Annotated in this window: 20 protein-coding genes; 8 read left to right on the plus strand and 12 right to left on the minus strand. The window is 64.5% G+C overall.

Features of this window, described 5'->3' with window-relative positions; translation table 11 throughout:
- Positions 1-269 precede the first annotated feature (269 nt).
- Both IEY43_RS11980 and IEY43_RS11985 read left to right on the plus strand, forming a co-directional pair.
- On the plus strand, positions 270-656 hold the full coding sequence (locus IEY43_RS11980) for a hypothetical protein (RefSeq protein WP_188948839.1): 387 nt from the start codon (positions 270-272) through the stop codon (positions 654-656).
- Between the two features lie 211 nt (positions 657-867).
- The gene (locus IEY43_RS11985; protein WP_229777380.1) at positions 868-1,398 is read left to right on the plus strand and encodes a heme-binding beta-barrel domain-containing protein; all 531 of its coding nucleotides are present in this window, start codon (positions 868-870) and stop codon (positions 1,396-1,398) included.
- 103 nt (positions 1,399-1,501) lie between these two features.
- Here the strand turns inward: IEY43_RS11985 and IEY43_RS11990 are convergent, their stop codons facing one another.
- From IEY43_RS11990 to IEY43_RS12010, 5 genes are all read right to left on the minus strand, one after another.
- Positions 1,502-1,942, minus strand: coding sequence for a YtoQ family protein (locus tag IEY43_RS11990; protein ID WP_188948840.1), 441 nt, complete (start codon positions 1,940-1,942; stop codon positions 1,502-1,504).
- 150 nt (positions 1,943-2,092) lie between these two features.
- The gene (locus IEY43_RS11995) at positions 2,093-2,992 is read right to left on the minus strand and encodes an RluA family pseudouridine synthase (RefSeq protein ID WP_229777381.1); all 900 of its coding nucleotides are present in this window, start codon (positions 2,990-2,992) and stop codon (positions 2,093-2,095) included.
- A gap of 455 nt (positions 2,993-3,447) precedes the next feature.
- Complete coding sequence (locus IEY43_RS12000) at positions 3,448-4,035, minus strand: DUF2238 domain-containing protein (protein WP_188948842.1); 588 nt, start codon at positions 4,033-4,035, stop codon at positions 3,448-3,450.
- The gene (locus IEY43_RS12005) at positions 4,028-4,819 is read right to left on the minus strand and encodes an endonuclease/exonuclease/phosphatase family protein (protein WP_188948843.1); all 792 of its coding nucleotides are present in this window, start codon (positions 4,817-4,819) and stop codon (positions 4,028-4,030) included. The genes IEY43_RS12000 and IEY43_RS12005 overlap by 8 nt, the downstream gene beginning before the upstream one ends.
- Before the next feature lie 76 nt (positions 4,820-4,895).
- Positions 4,896-5,738, minus strand: coding sequence for a glycosyltransferase family 2 protein (locus IEY43_RS12010; RefSeq protein ID WP_308425060.1), 843 nt, complete (start codon positions 5,736-5,738; stop codon positions 4,896-4,898).
- A gap of 159 nt (positions 5,739-5,897) precedes the next feature.
- Here IEY43_RS12010 and IEY43_RS12015 point away from each other — a divergent pair, with 159 nt between their 5' ends.
- The 3 genes from IEY43_RS12015 to IEY43_RS12025 are packed head-to-tail and all read left to right on the plus strand — an operon-like array spanning position 5,898 to position 7,912.
- Positions 5,898-6,590, plus strand: coding sequence for an MSMEG_4193 family putative phosphomutase (locus IEY43_RS12015; RefSeq protein ID WP_188948844.1), 693 nt, complete (start codon positions 5,898-5,900; stop codon positions 6,588-6,590).
- A gap of 24 nt (positions 6,591-6,614) precedes the next feature.
- Complete coding sequence (locus IEY43_RS12020) at positions 6,615-7,145, plus strand: DUF3090 domain-containing protein (protein WP_188948845.1); 531 nt, start codon at positions 6,615-6,617, stop codon at positions 7,143-7,145.
- Positions 7,145-7,912 (plus strand): SCO1664 family protein, encoded by a 768-nt coding sequence (locus IEY43_RS12025; RefSeq protein ID WP_188948846.1) that lies wholly within the window; start codon positions 7,145-7,147, stop codon positions 7,910-7,912. The genes IEY43_RS12020 and IEY43_RS12025 overlap by 1 nt, the downstream gene beginning before the upstream one ends.
- Positions 7,913-8,041: 129 nt before the next feature.
- Here IEY43_RS12025 and IEY43_RS12030 read toward each other — a convergent pair whose 3' ends face one another.
- The 3 genes from IEY43_RS12030 to IEY43_RS12040 all read right to left on the minus strand — a co-directional run bounded on the left by IEY43_RS12030 (position 8,042) and on the right by IEY43_RS12040 (position 12,447).
- Complete coding sequence (locus IEY43_RS12030) at positions 8,042-11,113, minus strand: DEAD/DEAH box helicase (protein ID WP_188948847.1); 3,072 nt, start codon at positions 11,111-11,113, stop codon at positions 8,042-8,044.
- A gap of 273 nt (positions 11,114-11,386) precedes the next feature.
- Complete coding sequence (locus IEY43_RS12035; protein ID WP_188948848.1) at positions 11,387-11,920, minus strand: 2'-5' RNA ligase family protein; 534 nt, start codon at positions 11,918-11,920, stop codon at positions 11,387-11,389.
- 89 nt (positions 11,921-12,009) lie between these two features.
- Entirely contained in the window at positions 12,010-12,447 is a 438-nt protein-coding gene (locus IEY43_RS12040) for a protein-tyrosine phosphatase family protein (RefSeq protein WP_188948849.1), read from the minus strand.
- Positions 12,448-12,650: 203 nt separating this feature from the next.
- Here IEY43_RS12040 and IEY43_RS12045 point away from each other — a divergent pair, with 203 nt between their 5' ends.
- Entirely contained in the window at positions 12,651-13,922 is a 1,272-nt protein-coding gene (locus IEY43_RS12045; protein WP_188948850.1) for an FAD-dependent oxidoreductase, read from the plus strand.
- Between the two features lie 270 nt (positions 13,923-14,192).
- Here IEY43_RS12045 and IEY43_RS12050 read toward each other — a convergent pair whose 3' ends face one another.
- The 4 genes from IEY43_RS12050 to IEY43_RS12065 form a co-directional block, all read right to left on the minus strand.
- Entirely contained in the window at positions 14,193-14,513 is a 321-nt protein-coding gene (locus IEY43_RS12050) for a helix-turn-helix domain-containing protein (RefSeq protein WP_229777382.1), read from the minus strand.
- 91 nt (positions 14,514-14,604) lie between these two features.
- Positions 14,605-14,847, minus strand: coding sequence for a type II toxin-antitoxin system RelE/ParE family toxin (locus IEY43_RS12055; protein WP_229777383.1), 243 nt, complete (start codon positions 14,845-14,847; stop codon positions 14,605-14,607).
- 118 nt (positions 14,848-14,965) lie between these two features.
- Positions 14,966-15,301 carry a VOC family protein gene (locus IEY43_RS12060; RefSeq protein WP_308425061.1) on the minus strand — a complete coding sequence of 112 codons (336 nt, stop codon included), beginning with the start codon at positions 15,299-15,301 and terminating at the stop codon, positions 14,966-14,968.
- 430 nt (positions 15,302-15,731) lie between these two features.
- Positions 15,732-15,953 (minus strand): DUF933 domain-containing protein, encoded by a 222-nt coding sequence (locus IEY43_RS12065; RefSeq protein WP_229777384.1) that lies wholly within the window; start codon positions 15,951-15,953, stop codon positions 15,732-15,734.
- A 490-nt stretch (positions 15,954-16,443) separates the two neighbouring features.
- Between IEY43_RS12065 and IEY43_RS12070 the strand changes: the two genes are divergently transcribed.
- Together IEY43_RS12070 and IEY43_RS12075 are read left to right on the plus strand one after the other, a co-directional pair.
- Positions 16,444-17,049 carry a TetR/AcrR family transcriptional regulator gene (locus IEY43_RS12070; protein ID WP_188948851.1) on the plus strand — a complete coding sequence of 202 codons (606 nt, stop codon included), beginning with the start codon at positions 16,444-16,446 and terminating at the stop codon, positions 17,047-17,049.
- The gene (locus tag IEY43_RS12075; protein ID WP_188948852.1) at positions 17,046-17,648 is read left to right on the plus strand and encodes a GNAT family N-acetyltransferase; all 603 of its coding nucleotides are present in this window, start codon (positions 17,046-17,048) and stop codon (positions 17,646-17,648) included. Before IEY43_RS12070 ends, IEY43_RS12075 begins: the two co-directional genes overlap by 4 nt.
- The last annotated feature ends 245 nt before the right edge of the window (positions 17,649-17,893 follow it).

The following is a 17,893-nucleotide window of genomic DNA, read 5'->3' on the forward strand; positions in this document are numbered from 1 at the left end:
CTTTAATCGTGGAAGTGTCACCGATGTCCTGATACAGAACTGTCACCGATGTCCCGATAGAAAACAGTTTCCCTGCAGTGGCCGCACCGTGCCGGTGGAGCCGCACGCTGGCGATGCGTGGCAAAACTTCTCGCCGGCATGTCAGCATCCACCGGCGCTTGCCCCGCAAGGTCGCTGAAAGCACAATACCGGCCCCGCTGACCGCCGTCCCGCCCGGCCTGGTTCAGCCGGCAGACCTGCCACAAAGGAACACCCGATAGGCTGTTGGCATGCCAGCATTTGAGGGCCGCCTAGCAGGCGACGAATTCACCCCCACCGAGAAGCAGCTTCTCAACCGGTTGTGCTCCGGCCTCGGCCCGGAATCTTTCAGCGCCCGCCGACAGCTTCAAACGGCGCGCTGGGGAGGGTACGAATACGAGGGCTGCAAGTGTTTCCTGATCCAGATCCCCGCCAGCTCCACGGCACCGCTCATCAACCACGACGGCGGGCCGTTCACGATGCTCGAAGTCTCCGCGGATTCGGAGTCTTTCGGCATGCTGGAGCTTTGGGTCCTCGACGGGCTCCTGCACTCAGTGACCTACATGCCCTTCGGAGAGAATCATGTCGAGTTGCCCACTGCTGCCGAATTCGAGCTGACCCTCATCGAATACCCCTGATCCTGCACCATGCCGGAAGCACGCAGCGATGAAGCAGGGTTCCGGCAAGGTGGCGACTGGCGATATCTTGGGCCTTGCAGTGGGCATCTTGCGCCGCCTCGCACTGGATCATCGGAACAACTCGTAGACTGGATACGCATCCAGGTGCCGCATTATTGCCGGCACGTCGCCAACGGGCTCAAGTACCGGTCAACCGCCTCTCGTGCACGGCATGAGCTTCGACAAGACGTTGGCAGGGCATTGGTGTGGTTCAGACAGAAAAGGAATACCCATGACATTGCACCCTGGTCTGGCTTCAGTGGCCGGCCTCATCGGCACGTGGCGGGGTGAGGGCGACGGCGAATATCCGACGATCGATTCTTTCCGGTACTCCGAAGAGATCGCGTTCACGGATGTCGGCAAGCCGTTCCTCCACTACCTGCAGCGCACGTGGTCTCCTGCCGGCGCGCCGATGCACACGGAAACCGGGTATCTGCGGGTCGTCGACGGTTCCACAGCGGAGTTCGTGCTGGCCCAGCCTACGGGCCAGACCGAATTGGCGGAGGGCGCACTGGAAGCCACCGCCGAGGGATTCACCTGTTTTCTCGCATCACGAATCTTGAACTCGGCGAGCGCCAAGCACGTGGACTCCACGCAACGCCGCCTCGAATTGGCCGGGGATATCCTGACTACCCATTTCGCGATGGCTGCGGTGGGAGTCCAGATGACACACCACTTGAAATCGGTGCTGCGCAGGGTCTGAGATTGCCAGCCGCAACTGCGACGGGACCCTGGAACAGCATGCCATGAGCCAGGTGCCCAGCTTCCCCGCGAAACCGGGACCCTGGCTCATGGTGCGTGGATGTTTACCCCTGCAGCACGTAGCGCAGGGTCTCCACGACCTGGTTGGTGGTCTTGCACCATCCCTGGGCGCCGGCGTCGACCTCCTTGAGCGGGTGCACGATGTCTTCATCGTGCAAGGTCGCGTAGGGCTTGCCCAGCGCGGCGCAATACCCGGCGTCGAAGGCCGCGTTCCACTGCTTGTACTTGTCTCCGAAGCGCACCACCACGAAGTCGCTCTTCTCGATCAGGGTGCGGGTACGGATGGCGTTGATCTTGGATGACTGGTGGTCGCGCCAGAACTGGCTGGAGGTCTCCCCCAGGTGGTCGCCGGCGGCGTCGCTGGCCGGGTGGTCCGTGACCGGGGCGGTGAAAACGATGTCCAGGCCTGCGGCCTCGGCGCCGCGCTGGATCTCATCACGCCAATCGGTGTGGATCTCTCCCGACAGATAAACAGTGAAACTCATGGCCGACGGCTCCTTTGCTGGGACAGACGGACCCGGTTGGTCCTCGAATCCACCATCCTATGGGCCGCATCCGCTATTTCCGCTTCGGCGCCACAGCGCGCCTTAACAATCTCAGCGGCCCGGGCGGCGGCTGCCTCGGCCGTGCGCCGGCTACAGTCCCGAGGCCAGCAACTGCCGCCATCGCTGCGGCATGGGCGCGTCGATGGACAGCGTGGACCCGTCGGGCTTGGGAATGGTCATTGTGGCCGCATGCAGGTAGAGCCCGTTGCCGCCCGCTGCTGCGACCTTGCGGTTGAAGGCCTTGCTCCCGTAACGGTCATCCCCCGCGATCGGGTGTCCCGAATGCTGCAGGTGCACCCTGATCTGGTGCTTCCGACCCGTCAGCAACTGGACCTGGAGCAAGCTGGCGTTCCTGCCGATACGGCGTTGCACCTTCACCCGGGTCTCGGCCCGCTGGCCGGTCGGCGCCACAACCACCTTGTCCTCCCGGCGTTGCAGCGGCGCATGGATCACGGTGGTCTTGCTGTCCCAGCTGCCGGCGACGACGGCCAGGTAGTGCCGCTCAATCTCCGCTTCCCTGTCGCGCAACAAATCATGGAGGTAACGCAGCATGCTCGGGGTCTTGGCCAGGACCAGCACCCCCGAGGTATCCCGATCCAGCCGGTGGCTCAGTTCAAGCTGCGGCAGCTCGGGGCGCAGCTGGCGGAAGGCCTCGATCACCCCGGCCGCGACGTCGGTGCCCTTGTGCACCGCTACGCCGGCTGGCTTGTCGACTACCAGCAGGTCCCTGTCCTCGAACAGCACCGCATTGCCCAGGCTCTTGAGCAATGAGGCAGGAACCTGCGGTGCCCGGGCTTCTGCCGGCGCCGCGTCCAGAACCGGCATCTGGATGGTGTCTCCTTGGGCCAAGCGGTACGTCTGGTCGATCTTGCGTCCGTTGATACGCAACTTGCCGGTACGCAGCAGCTTGAACAGCTGGCCCGCGGGCACGTGCTTGAACTGGGAGCGGAGGTACTTCTCCAATCGTCGGCCAGCGTGCTCGCTGTCCACGACGATCGTCTGGTTCCTTGGTCCGCGCGGTGTCATGAGTTGGGGCTGCAAAGCTGTCCCAGGCAAACAATCACTCCATATGCTGGTCCCGTTGGTGCTCGGGGCTCGGCGGTGCCGTTATCGGCGGGTCATTCGCTGGCGGAATCCGAGCAGTTGCGGCCATGCAGCAAGGCTCGAAAAGGCCAAATTTCATGGTACCGCGTTCAACTACGGACATCAGAATCCTCTGGTTCTCGAAGGCCGCGCTGGGTCCGCTGAAGCTGGTGCGCCACCCCGAAGCCCCGGCGACAGTTCCCCGTGTGTGGCCAGGCCCATCCACACCGATGACCGCAGGACCACTGCGTCCCTCCCATGACGCACCATTGGGGCTCGCCGTTGCGGTGAAGTTCACCGCTTCCGCCGTACCGCGCCGCCTGCGGTGGCCATCGCGCTCGGAGGGATAACGGCCACGGGATTCATGCTCTGGTGGCCTCGGGATGCAGCAGCGGACAGCAAGCCAGCAGTGCTCCCCCGACCACGGAGCCCAAGCCGCCTACGGCCATGTCCGAGAGAGTGTCTTCATACGCGGTATAGATCTCCTTGCTGGCGAGTTCGCGACCTATCCATTCGATCATTTCCCAGAGGGCGCCGGCTGAAAGCCCTAGAGCGGTCACCAGCGTGACGCCCATGCGCGGGGAAAACGCCGGCGAACGAGGATCGGGCAACACCTTGGCATGGGTCAACGCCAGATAGAGCATGACGGCAATCGATCCGTTGCCCAGAAAATGCACGGCCAGATCCCACCACGCTATCCGGACATACAGGTCGAGCACGTTGCTCCACGCGGCGGCCTGCAGGATCACCACAATCGCGGCGTCGGCGATCGGCCGCATTCCAAGGAACCTCGGTGCCACGCATCCGGGCAGCGCGAAGGCCAGGATCGCCGCGTCGGTGGGTCCGTACACCACTGCCGCGACCACGACGCCCAGTGCAGCAAGGCACCTGAGGACATCCGCACCCATGGCCGCCGGGCCGTGGAGCCGGCGCAGGAAGTTCTCAATCATTCCACCGCTCCTGTTCCGGCAGCCGGAGCACCGCCTGCACGGGCAGGTGGTCCGACCCCCATCCCCCGTGGTAGCGCAGGCCGTTGGCACCTGCCGCGTTGACCAGGATCCCGGGCGAGACAAGAATCCAATCCAGCTTGCGGCCCTCGGTCCGCGGAACACGATACGACCCCAGCGTCCCCCACGCCGCGCCCAGGGAGCGCCGTGCCCTGCCTGATGCCTCGAGCAGAGCGTAGGTACGCGACAGCTCTTGCATTTCCGCGGCATCCAGCCCCGCATTGAAATCACCGGTCACCAGGACCGGAACCGGGCTCTGCGCGACCAGCTGGCCGATGCAGTGCACGGAGCGTCGTCGCGAGCCCGACGACAAGTGGTCCAGGTGGGTGTTGACCATCTGGACGCAATGTCCAGTGCGCCGATCCCGGAAGCTCGCCCGAACGAGTATCCGCGGCAGGAGGTTTCCCCAGGAGATCGAGCCGGGACTGTCGGGGCGCGCCGACAGGGCACGTTGCTCCCAGCACAGCAGTTCCAGGCGCTGCGCATCGAAGATGATCGGGCAGCGTTCTCCGCGCCCCCGGCGGCCCCGTCCATAGCCCACCGACCGGTAGGCGGAGCCGAGCGCCGACAGGACGAAGTCCACCTGGGCAGGAAGGGCTTCCTGCAGGCCGAGCAGGCTCGGGCGCTCGGACTGCAGCAGGGACTTGATCCTAGGAGCCCTCACATCCCATCGATCCGCTGTCCGGCCCAGTGCATAACGGGTACGGCGCCTGATGTTCCAACTCATGACATGGATATCCGCCACACCGATCTCCCCGGCGAATGGCCTGCTGGCAGGGCGGGGCCCGGAGCCGCCTCCGCGCTCAGGCGACGCGGGAACCACTGGCGTTCCTCGTGTCCCGAGGGTGATTTCCACGGTCGACGCCGAGCAGCCTTTTCCAGCGTCGGGGCGGGAATTCATCGGGCCAATGCACTAGAACGGTTCGGAAGCCGCGGCGCAGGCGTTTTGCGAAGGCGCGGGCGTCGAAGAACGGGCGCATCGACATCCCCATCATCGACGACTTCACATAGCCGACTTTGTGGTTCGCTCCTAGATGGAAGGCAAGATCCAGATCGTCATGAAGCTCGGGATCCCGGCGATGGGCCGCAGTGCGAATCTGCGCCCAGGCTTCCCGACGCAGCCCCATATTGGATCCGAACAGCGGACGATGGCCCAAGGCAGGTGCCGTGGCCAGCACGTACACCCCCAGGTAGACCGCGGCCAAGGGAGCGCGCAGCGCCCGGGGGCCGTCGGTGAAACGCGCGGGTCCGGTCAAGGCCGCGGTGCCCGGGTTCCGGGCAAATGCATCCACCATGTCCTCCACCCAGGTCGCCGGAGGGACGCAGTCGGCGTCCAGACGCAGGATAATCTCGCCGCGGGCATGGTCATAACCCGCTGCGCTGGCCGCGGGGATGCCGGGCTCTGGACACGCCACCACTGCCGCACCGGCGTCGCGCGCCACCTGCGCGGAATCGTCGGTCGACGCGTTGTCCACGACAACGATCTCATCGGCGGCGCGGGTCTGGGCCTTGAGTGCAGCAAGGCACCGGGCCAGCAGGGGGCCGTCGTCTTTCACCGGAATGACTATCGAGACCGTGGGCCGCCCCGCCGTTCCGGCCTGGCGACCCGTGCTTTCATAGTCCATATCCTGTGGCACCGTGTTCATGGAGCCTAGGCTATCGTCTCCGCGATCCGGCGCCGCCCAAACTGGATGCCAGCAGAAAAGGCAGACTGCGGCAGTCCGGCCGGAAGCCTCGCGCCGACGCGCTGCACCGAAATTCCATCGAAATCTGGCGTGGCGACGCCGGGATACTAGGCTGAGAGCATGGCAACCGTTATTCTCGTGCGGCACGGCCGCTCCACCGCAAATACCGCCGGCGTGCTGGCGGGCCGCGCCGACGGCGTCAGCCTGGACGAGGTGGGCCGGGAGCAGGCGTCACTGGCCGGAGAGCGGCTGGCCGCCGTCCCCCTGGTCGGGGTGGTCTCCAGCCCGCTGGAGCGCTGCCTGCAGACCGCCCAATTCATCATCGACCGCCAGCACCAAGCGCCCTTCGCGCCCATGGACTCCGGCCTGGTCGAATGCGACTACGGCCAGTGGCAGGGCAGGACGCTCAAGGAGCTGGCCACCGAAGAGCTGTGGAAGGTGGTCCAGTCCCAGCCTTCCGCGGCCGCGTTCCCGGGCGGCGAATCGCTGGCGGCCATGCAGGCGCGCGCGGTGGCCGCCATCCGCCGCCGCGATGCTGCCTTTGAATCCGAGCACGGCCCCGGCGCAGTATGGGCGGCCGTCAGCCACGGCGACATCATCAAATCGATTCTCGCCGACGCGCTGGGCACCCACCTGGACATGTTCCAGCGCCTGAACGTCGGCCCCGCGTCGGTGTCGATCGTGCATTACGGGCCGCACCGTCCCAGCGTTTATGCGATCAACACCGAGGCCGGCGATTTGTCCTGGCTGGCCAAAGCCGCCCCTGCGGGCGACGCCCCGGTCGGCGGAGGCCCTGGACACCAGGCGCCGTGAACGTCTTCGGCCTAGAATATTGACATGTCTACACGTGTTCACGAGTTTTCCTGGCCAGATCGTGTCGTCGTCGGCGTCATCGGCGATCCGGGATCGCGGGCGTTCTACCTGCAGGTGCGCGCCGCCAAGCAGCTGGTGACGCTCGCCCTGGAGAAACAGCAATCGGCGGCGCTCGCCGAGAAAATCGACGAGGTGCTCGACCAGCTCGGCGCGGTCGAGGGCAACCCCTTCAGCGTCCCTGCCGGCACGCCCCTTGAACTGGTCGACAACGACCCGCTCGAACCGGTCGAGGTGCAGTTCCGCATCGGCGCGATCAGCCTGGGCTGGGATGCCACCACCTCGCAGATCGTCATCGAGCTCTATCCGCTGGGCGAAGACGACGATGAAGTCCCGGCCGATGCCGACGAGATGCTGCTCGTGCGGGTGCCGGTGGGCACCGCGCGGGCCTTCGCCAAGCGCACCCGCGAGATCGTGGCGGCCGGGCGGCCCATGTGCCCGCTGTGCGGGAACCCGATGGATCCCGAGGGGCATGTCTGCACCCCTCCGGAGGACTGATGCCGGCGCCGGATCTCATGGCCGCCGAGCTGACCCTCACCGGCCGCATCACCACGGCGTCCAATGCCACCTTTCTGGGCAGCATCGGAGCCACGGAGGTCGTCTACAAGCCGATCGCCGGCGAAAGCCCGCTCTGGGATTTTCCCGACGGGCTTCTGGCCCACCGGGAGGTCGCCGCATACCTGGTCTCCCGGGCCTTCGGCTGGGATATCGTGCCGCAGACCTGGCTGCGCGAGGGACCGCTCGGCGAGGGCATGGTGCAGCTGTGGAAGGAACCGGATGCCGGGCAGAGTCCCGTGGACCTGGTCCCAGCGGACCAGACGCCGGACACCGGCTGGAAACACGTGCTCAAGGGCCAGGATGAGAGCGGACGCGTCGTCGAGCTCATCCACGAGGACACCCAGGCGCTGCGGCGCATGGCCGTGTTCGACGTGATCGTCAACAATGCCGACCGCAAGGGCAACCACATCCTCGCCATGCCCGATGGCCACCGCTACGGCGTGGACCACGGACTGGCCTTCCACCGCGAGCACAAGCTGCGCACGGTGCTGTGGGGATGGCTGGGCCAAGCGCTGAACGACGACGAGCTCGAAGGCCTAGGCAAGGTCGCCGCGGGGCTGTCCGGCGAACTGGGGCGCAGCCTGGCGCAGCTGCTGACCGGCGAAGAAGTCGACGCCGTGGCCGCACGCTGCCAGCGGTTGCAGGCCACCGGGACATTCCCCGGACCTAGCGGCCAGATGCCGGCTGTCCCCTGGCCGCTGTTCTAGGGACTCCGGCCCCGCGTGGTTTCCCGCTTCCGCGGGGTAAAGCCGGCAATCTCGGTGGCTTGCTCTCCCGGCGCCGACGCGGATCAGCGCGCAGCGTGTCCGTCCGCCTCTCCGAATGCCTGCGCCGTCTCAGAGTTTCCCGTCGAGGTAGAGCTCCAGAAGCACTTCCTGCATTCGCGGCGCGTACTCCAGGGACTCGAAGGCGCTGCCGGTGCGGGTGTCCTGACGCTGGACGATTTCTGCTCCCAGCAGCTTAGCCAGCACCGTCGGTTGCCACTCACCGGGCCTGCCGGCCAGCACCCCGGCATCACGCAGACGCTCGTTCATCCGCTGGGCCTTGAGCTGCGCGTCTTCGTCCCTCAGCTGCCCAGCACTGCGCCAGCGGTTCAGCAATGCGCTGGCAGTCAGCGTCCGGACGGGCGCCGGTTCCGCGTCGGCCACCGGCATCCGCGGCGCCGGGGCGGGCTGCACAAGCACCGGTTCCGCTCCTTCGGCCGCCGGGCCGGCCGCAGCCTCGGGAGGATCCAGCGGGATCCTGGTCGCGTGGCGGCCCATGGTTTCGAAGGCCTGCCCGTTGTTCCAGCGGTTGGCCGCCGCGAACACCACAAACAGGTCCTTGGCCCGGGAGACCGCCACGTTGAGCAGTTCGTGGTTGGCCTCGATGAACCCGGCTTGGCCGCTGTTCTGCCCATAGGTTGCGGAGAACAAGACGATGGGCCGCTCCGCGCCCTGCAGCCGATGCGCGGTGCCGACGGCAACTTTCGAGGCAAGATCCGCCGGAATGCCCCGGGAAGCATCGGCTTGGCTAACTGCTTTCGCGATCTCCCGTTCGATGAGCCGCGCTTGGGCGCTGAAGGGGGTCACGACGCCGATGAGCTCGCCGCCGGCCGCTTTCTTGTTCAGTGAGGAATGCCGCGGGTTGTAGATCTCGAAATAGCGGGCATAGTTCTCCACGATCCACCGGGCAATGGCCTTCGCCTCGGCCTCGTTCCGGCGGCTGGAACCGGACGGAGAGTCGAAGGATCCAGGCACGTCGTGCCAGGCGAACGCCGCCTCCGCACCGTTGAGCGGGGAATTATCCGCTGGCCGGCGGGGTACCAGCAGGCCCTCGTAGAGCAGCTCGTTGCAGAACCCGATGATCTGCGGGTGGCAGCGGAAGTGCTCGCTGAGGAACAGTCCCGGATGCCCGTCCCCGTACTGCCACTTGGAGGCGTAGCTGGCGGCCTTCATCAGGCTGGACGGGGCGGAGCACGTCAGCCCGCGCTCCCGCAGATCGCCCCACCAGCCGGCGGTGTCGATGCCTGCCGATGCGGCGACCTCCTCGTCGCTGAGCTCATCGATGTTCCACACCGGAGAGATCTGCTTGGTATCCCCCACGATGACCGCGCGCTGGGCCAAGGCCAGGGCCGGCAGCCCCAGCGGCGTGTCGACCTGCCCCGCCTCGTCGATGATCAACAAGTCGGCGCGTTCCAGGTCGAATTGATACGGTTCACCGGGCTTGATGTAGAGCTTGAAGTACTTCGGCATCTGGTAGAGCGTCATCACGAAGCACGGGGTCAAGGCCGCGGCCTGGCGCCAGTAGCGGTCCATGACGCGCCGCGTGTTCTTCTTGCGGTCCTCGGCATCCAGCAGATCCTCGGCCAGCAGCCACTGCGCTTCGTAGTAGTGGACCGCCAACCAGAACTGGGCGTAGCGCAGGGTGAGGTCCAGTTTCTCGTCCAGTTCCTTCAGGTTCTGCGATTCCTTCACCTCGTCGACGCCCTCGATGAGGCGGCCGAAGCGGGAGGATTCCACACCCGCGCACACCCGCTGGAATTCTTCCGAGGGGCCTTGGGACGCCATGACCTGCAGCAAACGGATCCGTTCGTAGTCCAATTCCGAGAGCGCGTCGTGGATCCAGTCGCACAGACCTGCGATGTCGTTCGGTGCGCCGAAGTACCTTTGCGCGCTGTAGACGAAGTGGTCCCGCGCGCCGGCCCGGTAGACCTCGCCGCTGTAGGCGGCATAGGTCTCGCCCTTGTTGAGCTGCTCGACCAGATATTGCCCTTTTGCTTCCTTGAGTTTTCCCGCGGCCGGGCAGTACACGGCCAGCGAACCCAGCGTGCTCCCGGCGAGCGCCAAACCGTCCTGTTCCTGCGGCAGCCAGCGGTAGTCCAGGATTCCCGGTTTGACCTTGGCCACCGAGGCAAAGGAATTGATGATGTTGGTGACTGCCTGATTGTTCGTCGAGGCCCCCACGATCACCGGCGGCGCGGCCTTCTCCAGCGCGCGGCGGGTGATCATGTTGGCGACGATGGCCTGCAGCATCGTGGTCTTGCCGGTCCCGGGCGGGCCGCTGACGGCGGTGACGTCGCCGCGACCCGAGGCAAGGAACGCGTGGACCGCGCGGCGCTGCGAATCGGTCAACGGATCGCCGTTGTCCATCGATCCGCAGGATTCCTTGGCGCTGCGGTAGAGCCCGCCGGCATCATGGATCGAGAGCTCTGAACGGCGTTCGCCCACCCACCCGGTGGCCGTGCTGTTCAGAAGCGGCGGAAGGGACTCCTGTGCTGACAGGAAATCGTAGAGGTCCAGCAGGGGCTTCACGGCGATGAAGCGTTCGTGTTCCTGGATATAGCAGTACTCGGTGGCGACGTCGAGTCCATCGGCTTGCCCCTTGAGGGCGAAATCTTCCGGAGCGGAGCCCGAAACCTTGGTGAACAGCGTGTCGGCCATGCCCACCGCATCGGCGAACGACTCGGCCTGGGAAATGGCGGCGTTGGCCTCGGTGCGCAGGTAGTGCCAGAACTTCTCTTGCGGGCCCGCCATGACTTCCAGCCCGTCGCTGGTATCCGATGCCAGCCGATCCGCAGGGATCCACGGCGAGGTGCCCTGGTCGAATTGCGGCAGCAAGCGGCCATCCCGATACAGCTGGGCTGCAAGCAGCAGCAGTCCGCTGTGCCCGGATTCCTTGTACTCGGTGGAGAGCAGGGAGATGGCCACTGGCAGAGGCTTGTCCTGGTCGTCTGACCCGTGCCGTCCCGAATTCCTGTCGTGGGCTTCGAAGAGCCTGAGCGCTTCCTCAGGTGCGATGACGCCGGTGAGCAGCTCGGCGCGAGGCACGGCGATGAAGGTGGAGGATTTCTCGAAGACCACCGATTCCAGCTGGCCGCGCCTGAGCACTCGCGAGAAATAGTCTGCGATTGTTCGGGTATCGTGCACTTTGGCTCCCTGCGGTTCGCGGCAAGGCCATCCCCATCAACAGCTGGTGCGGACGAGTCGCCGTCCCCACTGCCTCACCGGACCGGCAAGCACAGCCCCCGGTTCCAGCTCCTGATGAGGCAAATAACTTCACCTCAGCGGACTTTTTCACAGACTAGCAGTCGTCTAGTGGAATCTACCGGTCATCGGCCACGTCGATCCGCGGCATCGGCGGCCCTGTCCGCGAGGGTCGAGACGAGGCTGTCCGTGCGTTCGACGCTCTGCGGCGCGTCATCAGGCCTGGCTGCGTCGTACGTCCATGCCTGATTCGGCGAGCAGCAAGCTTTCCTGGCTCTGCGGCCGGTAGTACTCTGCACGGAATGCCGTGAACTCTTTCAGGTGCGGGGAAACCAGCTCATCCATGGCACGCAGGTAGTCCGGCACGATGTCCCGTGGCAGCCGCAAACCCATCGTCAGGTGCGGTGTCCAGCGCGGCCCCCTGCCCGCAGGATTCAGTGCGCTGATGCTCCGGGCTGCGATCTCCAACTCGTCGCTGGCCTCCAGCAGCCACGCCACGGTCTGCTTGCGTTTCGTCCCGAACACCACGGCGCCCACCCTGGTGAGCGTGGATGGAATGACCGCTGGCAGGAGCTCCGCTGCGCTGGCGACCACCTCCGGCGCCATGGCGGGGGCGAAGGTGATGGTGATGTGGGGTGTCTGCTGCTGCCGGGGAAAACCCCGCTGTTCCAGCTGCGCAAAGATTTCCCGGATCGACTGCTCTTGTGCCTCGGGCAGGCGCAACAAGATGTTCTCCGGCGACCGGCTCATCAAGTTCCTCCCCTGCACAGGTGACATGGTCTGGGTCCCAACTTACCAAGCCCGAAAGTTCTCCGGCGATCGCCGCAGTGGATTGCCGGTCACCCTCGCAGTGACGCAGCCACTTCCAAAACCCAGCGCTCCTGTGCAGATGTTTCAACAGCCCGGCGGTGGTAATGCTCCCGCACCCAAGCCACGGCATCCTCCGCCGGGATCCCGCTCATCACTGCCAATACCGACAGGGCCGCCCCGGTACGGCCGAAGCCTGCGCCGCAGGCAATCTCCACCCGCTGTGTTGCAGAGCGTTCGCGGGCCTCGTGCAGGGCCGCCACCACCTCATCGGTGGAATCGGGCAGCCGGAAATCCCGCCAGCGCACCCAGCGGTGCTCGATTGCTCCCGCCGGGGGTCGACGACCGGTGAGGTATACGCCGAAGTCCGCGGCAGGCGCCGGTCGCCGCAACGAGCGCAGCCCGCGTCCCCTGATCTGCCGTCCATCGGGGAATTCGACGATTCCCCGGCCCGGTTCCCACTGTGCCATGTATCCGCCTCCCGCTTCTTCGTGCAGCGCCAAGAAGCCCAGCTCCCGCGCCTATTCATCATGGCTCAACATTGGCCTGCCCCTGCGTCGAGCACAAGCACCCGCAATTCACTGGGCGCCATCGGTGCAGCGCCCTTGCCCACCACCCGCGCAAAAGACTAGCGTGGCCAGCAAGGCCTCACCCGGTGACCAGGGAGCAAAAAATGCGGCAACTTCCCCGACGAAACACCACCTGCGTCATCGCCGGCGGCGGACCGTCCGGCATCGTGCTGGGGCTGCTGCTTGCCCGAGCCGGTATAGAGGTCACGGTACTGGAAAAGCACGCCGATTTCCTGCGCGACTTCCGTGGGGACACAGTGCACCCCACGACGTTGGGGCTGCTTGACGATCTGGGGATTTTCGGACGGTTCGAACAGCTTCCGCAGTCCAAGGTCCGACGCGTCCAGTTCCCCGGTGCCGATGGGAAAGAGATCACGGTGGCCGATTTCGGACGCCTTCCGCTTCGCCACCGGTATGTGGCTATGGTGCCGCAATGGGACCTGCTCACGTTGCTGGCCGACACGGCACTGGCCGAATCCTGTTTCACGCTGCTGACCGAGCACGAGGTCACCGGCGTACTGCGCGAGAACGGCCGGGTCGTCGGGCTGTCCTACCGTTGCCCGGATGGCGTGGGCGAGGTGGCCGCAGACTTGACGGTGGCTTGCGACGGGCGCTGGTCGACGGTGCGCCGGGATCTGGGGCTGGAGGCCAAAGAATTCCCGGTCGGATTCGATGTGTGGTGGTACCGGTTGCCTACCGACAAACGGGTCGGTGAGTCGCTGCTGCCAAGAATCCACGAGGGACAAGTAGCCATCGGAATCCCCCGCCGCGGTTATCTGCAGGTGGCGCAGCTGGGTCGCAAGGGCGAGGATGCATTGCTCCGCGCCCGCGGCATTGAAGCCTTCAGGGACGCGGCGGCCCGCATTTTCCCGGAGCTGGCCGAGGATGTCGGGCGGCTCGACTCAATGGACGCGGTCAAGCACCTGGATGTCAGGGTGGATCGGCTGCGCACATGGCACTCTCCCGGTGCCCTCTGCCTGGGCGACGCGGCGCACGCCATGTCGCCGGTGGGCGGTGTAGGCATCAACCTGGCCATCCAAGACGCGGTGGCCGCCGCCCGGATCTTGGCCCGGCCCCTGGGCGCCGGAAGCTTCCGGGACGGCAGCGCCGACCGGTTCCTGGCGAAGGTGCAACGGCGGCGCAACAGCCCGGCGGCAATCATCCAGGCAGTGCAGCGAATCATGCATGCGGCCGCCATCGTGCCTGCACTCCGCGGCGAATTCAACAGACCGCCGAAGTGGTTTGGAACCATGTTCGCCAAGATGCCGTTCCTCAGTGCCCTTCCGGCACTGGTCATCGGCATCGGGCCACGCCCGGAAAAGGCTCCTGCCTGGGCCCGCCGCTTCGCCCCGCCGCCACAGCACAACAACAGTTGAGCTGCCCCGCAGCTCACACAGAGATTTTGCGGCGGTTCACCACAGAAACTCTGTCCGGCGGGTCGAAGGGCTGCAATATACACGTTTGCCTGCGCGACAAGTTGTTCGTCGGTAAAGCGCTGGCCGTATCGCTCGACGTTGAGCGTCGGATGCGGATCGCTGACGAGCGTTGCGCCATTTCCCTTGGCTGAAGCGCGCTGTGTCGTCGTCCGAATGCAGAAGTCCGGCTGCGTCCCGAGCACCGGTGTGGGGCCTGCACGGTTTCAGCCGTCAGGCAACCTGCACGCGTTCATCGCCCAGCACATACTCGAGCGATAGCTCGCCACCGACAGCTTCGAGATAACCACGGATCGTGCTGACTTTCGCGCTCTCAATGTCGCCATGCTCGATCTTCGATACCTGGCGCTGCCCGACGCCGATGCGCTCGGCGAGCTGCGCTTGAGTCAGCCCTGTTTGTTCGCGCAGCTCCCGGAGTCGGTAGGCTCGAACTTCCGCGAGCATGCGTGCCTTGTACGATTCTATTTCCGCACCATCAGCGGGATACTTCTGCATGAGTTCTTCAAGACTCAGTGCCATCGTGATCACTTGCATTTCAACGAAACGATGTGACAGTCGAGCAATCCATCTGCGATCGGAATATTCCTGCGGTACCGGCGTCCCCAGTTTCCTGTCTTATCACCGGCTACGAGCATGATCGCCGGTCATTACGGATCGAAAGCGAACGTAGCTCGCTTCGCCCGGTCGAGCCGGGCTGCAGCTCTTTGAGGTTCCGATGCCGTGATGCTGTCACCGTATCAACAATCGGTCGGCCGAGTTCCGGACTACTCTCCTCAGGCAATAGAAGTGCCGCGAATACCTGCGCTCTCGATCCGGCATCCAGCGACGCAATCCAATCCTCGATCAGCGCCGCATCGATGCTCCACATATCCCCCTAGTAGAACTTACAAGGTCTAAGGGTAATGGGCCGGCCGGCTGACTAACCTCTACATGTCGAAACGGAACTCGACCGAGTTCCAACACCGCCCATCGTCATGGGCAACATTTCACGGCGTGGAGTCGACAACGCAGAATCGGTTGCCTTCGGGATCTTCCATGATGATGTAGTCGGCATCCGCTGGTCGACCATCCCAGTGCACTTCACGGGCTCCGAGCGCCGTCAGCCGAGCCACATCGGCAAGCTGGTTGTCGGAATACAGGTCTAGGTGCAGCCGAGGCGGAAGGACACGCTGCGAATGAACGGCATCCAAGGAGACGTTCGGCCCCGTACCTTCGCGAGGAGTGAGGACCACGAAATCCGGCGAAGCAGGCTCTCTCACCGTGTAGCCCAGAGCTTCCGTCCAAAACCGGGACAGCGCATCGATGTCATCGACACGAATCACGATCGATCCCACGCTCAACATAGCCACAAGAGTAGGCATGAGCATTACAGGTTGACAAGGGCAGGACCCGAATCTCGAAGCAAGGCTCATTGCAATCTCCGGGTCCGCTATGTCCATGCCACGGCTCTCCCAAAGGCCGACCTGCTCGGCCTACGACCCGTAGGTCTTGACGCCCCCGTCCATGAGCACCGCCTGAGAAGAATGAAGACCAACCTTGGATGTCCCGGAGTAGACGGAACCAGTCGAAGAAGCCCTGGCCTACCAGGCGCCAAAGCACTCGAAACAGGTGCAAGCCAGTTCGATCAGCGCTGGTTTTGCGCACGACTGAAGATGCATCGGGGCGCGGCTAGACCTCAACGGCCCGCTCACAGCATTGCCCGCAAGTACCATCCTGCGAAAGAGCCGAACAATCTCCAGGGAGGCAACAGCCTCATGTGTTGAAGCAGGACTCCACGACGTCGACGTCTCGCATGATGCAGTCCTTGCCTTGAATACAGGCCTTGCCAGCCGACTTGGTGCTGGCCCTCGAACCGGCGCCAGCCAGATCCTCGAATCCGATGACCTCTGCCTTGACGAAACCACGCTGGTTGCCGGTGTGGGTCACGCCGACCGCCTCGAGGGCGGTAGCCTCCTTGTGGACGGGCAGCCACACGATTCCTCCGGGCCTGCATTCGTGAAAATCAGCAGACCCTGAATGTCGCAGCTGACGCAGGCCAACTTGCATCATCTATCGGCTCTCCGACGACGTGTTCCGCGAATTGGCCGCTACTGGGGCCTTCGATCAACGCCGACCCGTCGTGTCAACGAGCTCACGGAAGCATACGTACAGCTGGAATGAGCATCGTACTTGTGGAACAAAACCGAAGTCGCGATCGATAATCGGCCAGATGTGAAGAAACAGCTCCAGATGTGCGAATGCCCCGGATTCCAAAAGGAAACCGGGGCATTCACAGTGTTCAGGAATTAGACGTTGAAGCGGAACTCCACCACGTCGCCACACATACCAACCTTTGAGTGTCGACCCGTGGCCGCGCATCATTCCACTGCCCACCAGGCACCTCGTAGCAACCCTAGTCGGGCACCCAGTTGCGCCCGGTGCGATCGCTGCATAAAATGAACACAAGTTCATTGAAAGGATCATCGTGCCGCGGACGACGGAGCAGAACGAAGCGTTGCGCTCAGCCACGCGCTCTGCTGTGGAGACGGCTGCCGCGCGGGTGTTCGCACACCGCGGTTTCGCGGCCACGAACATGCGTCAGATCGCCGCCGAAGCGGGGATCAGCACCGGGTCGATCTACCGGCACTACGCGAGCAAGGAAGAGCTGTTCGATGAACTGATCGAACAGGCCTCGCGGGGGCTCGGGGCTGCCGCCGCGCAGCTCTCGACCGAAGGCGATCCGATCTCCATGATCCGATCCTTCACCGAGGTCTACGTGGCGGACCTCGCAGCGAACAACGGCGCGGCCGAGTTCTACATGATGATAAATCAGGGCGTCACGTCAAACACCCCGGAGGGAACCTCATCTCGGCTGGCCGCATCGCAGAGAGCCATCGGGCGGGCCTTCGCATCGCTTATCGCGCGAGGCCAGGCTAAGGGCCAGATCGCCAAGGGAGACTCCGCCCGACTGACCGCCCACTACTTCGCCATGCTTGCCGGCATCACCACGTTGCATGTTGCTCAGGGGGACGAATCTGCGGAGCCCGATGTCGACCTGATACTACGAATGTTCACAGGAGGACCCCGATGAAGATCGAAGTCGCGCGCGCAGACGAACTCGGAGAGGAATACCGACACCAGATCGCGGAAGTTCTCACGCAAGGGTTCGCCGAGGATTTCGCTTTCTTTTCCAAAGACCCCGGTGTGCTTGCCGACGCGTTCGCCCCGATGCTCATCCTGGAGCGCTTCCACATCGCGCTCGTCGACGGCGAGCCCGCCGCGGTCGCGGTCGTCACCGAAGGCGAGCAGGAATGCTTCGAGCCGGATCGGCACGAGCTCCAGCGCGTGCTCGGTCCAATACACGGGATCATCAGCTATCGGATCATCCGAAGTCAATTCATGGGGGCCTGTGACGGTGCCCGCGACAGTCTGACGGAGATTGCATTCGTCACGACAACGCCGCAGCATCAGGGCAAAGGCGTAGCCACTGCACTGATGCGTCAGCTCCTGGAGCTACCCTCCGACGAATTCGTGCTGCGTGATATCAAGGACACCAACACGCCCGCCCTCGGACTGTACGCTAAGCTCGGATTCACCGAGACGCAGCGACGACGCATCAAGTTCGCGAAGCGAGCTGGATTCTCCGCGTATGTCTCAATGGGTCTCAACCGCGCTAAGGCTGATGCTTGAAGGGCGCGCGAACTCGAAAGGTCCCGAAGCGCGCTTCTGGGCTCTGCTCAAGTACGGGCTCTAGAGCGAAAGTAGAGTTCGACCGGATTGCCGCGCGGATCGGCCTTTGCGACCGTCCGTTCGCTCGCCGCAACACGGGGCCGGGTAACGCCGCCTGCCTGCGGCGTTGTACTTGAACGAAAATGGCCCATGTGCCTTGAACGGTATCGCTATTTTGGAGAAGCTTTCTTTTCCTTCCGGAGCTA

It is taken from the genome of Glutamicibacter protophormiae (genome assembly GCF_014647495.1).
Classification (GTDB): Bacteria; Actinomycetota; Actinomycetes; order Actinomycetales; family Micrococcaceae; genus Glutamicibacter; species Glutamicibacter protophormiae.

What these genes read in the sequence shown, in the direction of transcription:
- IEY43_RS11980 (WP_188948839.1), top strand. Translation starts at nt 270, where the DNA reads ATGCCAGCATTTGAGGGCCGCCTAGCAGGCGACGAATTCACCCCCACC.
- IEY43_RS11985 (WP_229777380.1), top strand. Translation starts at nt 868, where the DNA reads ATGAGCTTCGACAAGACGTTGGCAGGGCATTGGTGTGGTTCAGACAGA.
- IEY43_RS11990 (WP_188948840.1), bottom strand. Translation starts at nt 1,942, where the DNA reads ATGAGTTTCACTGTTTATCTGTCGGGAGAGATCCACACCGATTGGCGT.
- IEY43_RS12000 (WP_188948842.1), bottom strand. Translation starts at nt 4,035, where the DNA reads ATGATTGAGAACTTCCTGCGCCGGCTCCACGGCCCGGCGGCCATGGGT.
- IEY43_RS12005 (WP_188948843.1), bottom strand. Translation starts at nt 4,819, where the DNA reads ATGAGTTGGAACATCAGGCGCCGTACCCGTTATGCACTGGGCCGGACA.
- IEY43_RS12010 (WP_308425060.1), bottom strand. Translation starts at nt 5,738, where the DNA reads ATGAACACGGTGCCACAGGATATGGACTATGAAAGCACGGGTCGCCAG.
- IEY43_RS12015 (WP_188948844.1), top strand. Translation starts at nt 5,898, where the DNA reads ATGGCAACCGTTATTCTCGTGCGGCACGGCCGCTCCACCGCAAATACC.
- IEY43_RS12020 (WP_188948845.1), top strand. Translation starts at nt 6,615, where the DNA reads ATGTCTACACGTGTTCACGAGTTTTCCTGGCCAGATCGTGTCGTCGTC.
- IEY43_RS12025 (WP_188948846.1), top strand. Translation starts at nt 7,145, where the DNA reads ATGCCGGCGCCGGATCTCATGGCCGCCGAGCTGACCCTCACCGGCCGC.
- IEY43_RS12035 (WP_188948848.1), bottom strand. Translation starts at nt 11,920, where the DNA reads ATGAGCCGGTCGCCGGAGAACATCTTGTTGCGCCTGCCCGAGGCACAA.
- IEY43_RS12040 (WP_188948849.1), bottom strand. Translation starts at nt 12,447, where the DNA reads ATGGCACAGTGGGAACCGGGCCGGGGAATCGTCGAATTCCCCGATGGA.
- IEY43_RS12045 (WP_188948850.1), top strand. Translation starts at nt 12,651, where the DNA reads ATGCGGCAACTTCCCCGACGAAACACCACCTGCGTCATCGCCGGCGGC.
- IEY43_RS12050 (WP_229777382.1), bottom strand. Translation starts at nt 14,513, where the DNA reads ATGCAAGTGATCACGATGGCACTGAGTCTTGAAGAACTCATGCAGAAG.
- IEY43_RS12055 (WP_229777383.1), bottom strand. Translation starts at nt 14,847, where the DNA reads ATGTGGAGCATCGATGCGGCGCTGATCGAGGATTGGATTGCGTCGCTG.
- IEY43_RS12075 (WP_188948852.1), top strand. Translation starts at nt 17,046, where the DNA reads ATGAAGATCGAAGTCGCGCGCGCAGACGAACTCGGAGAGGAATACCGA.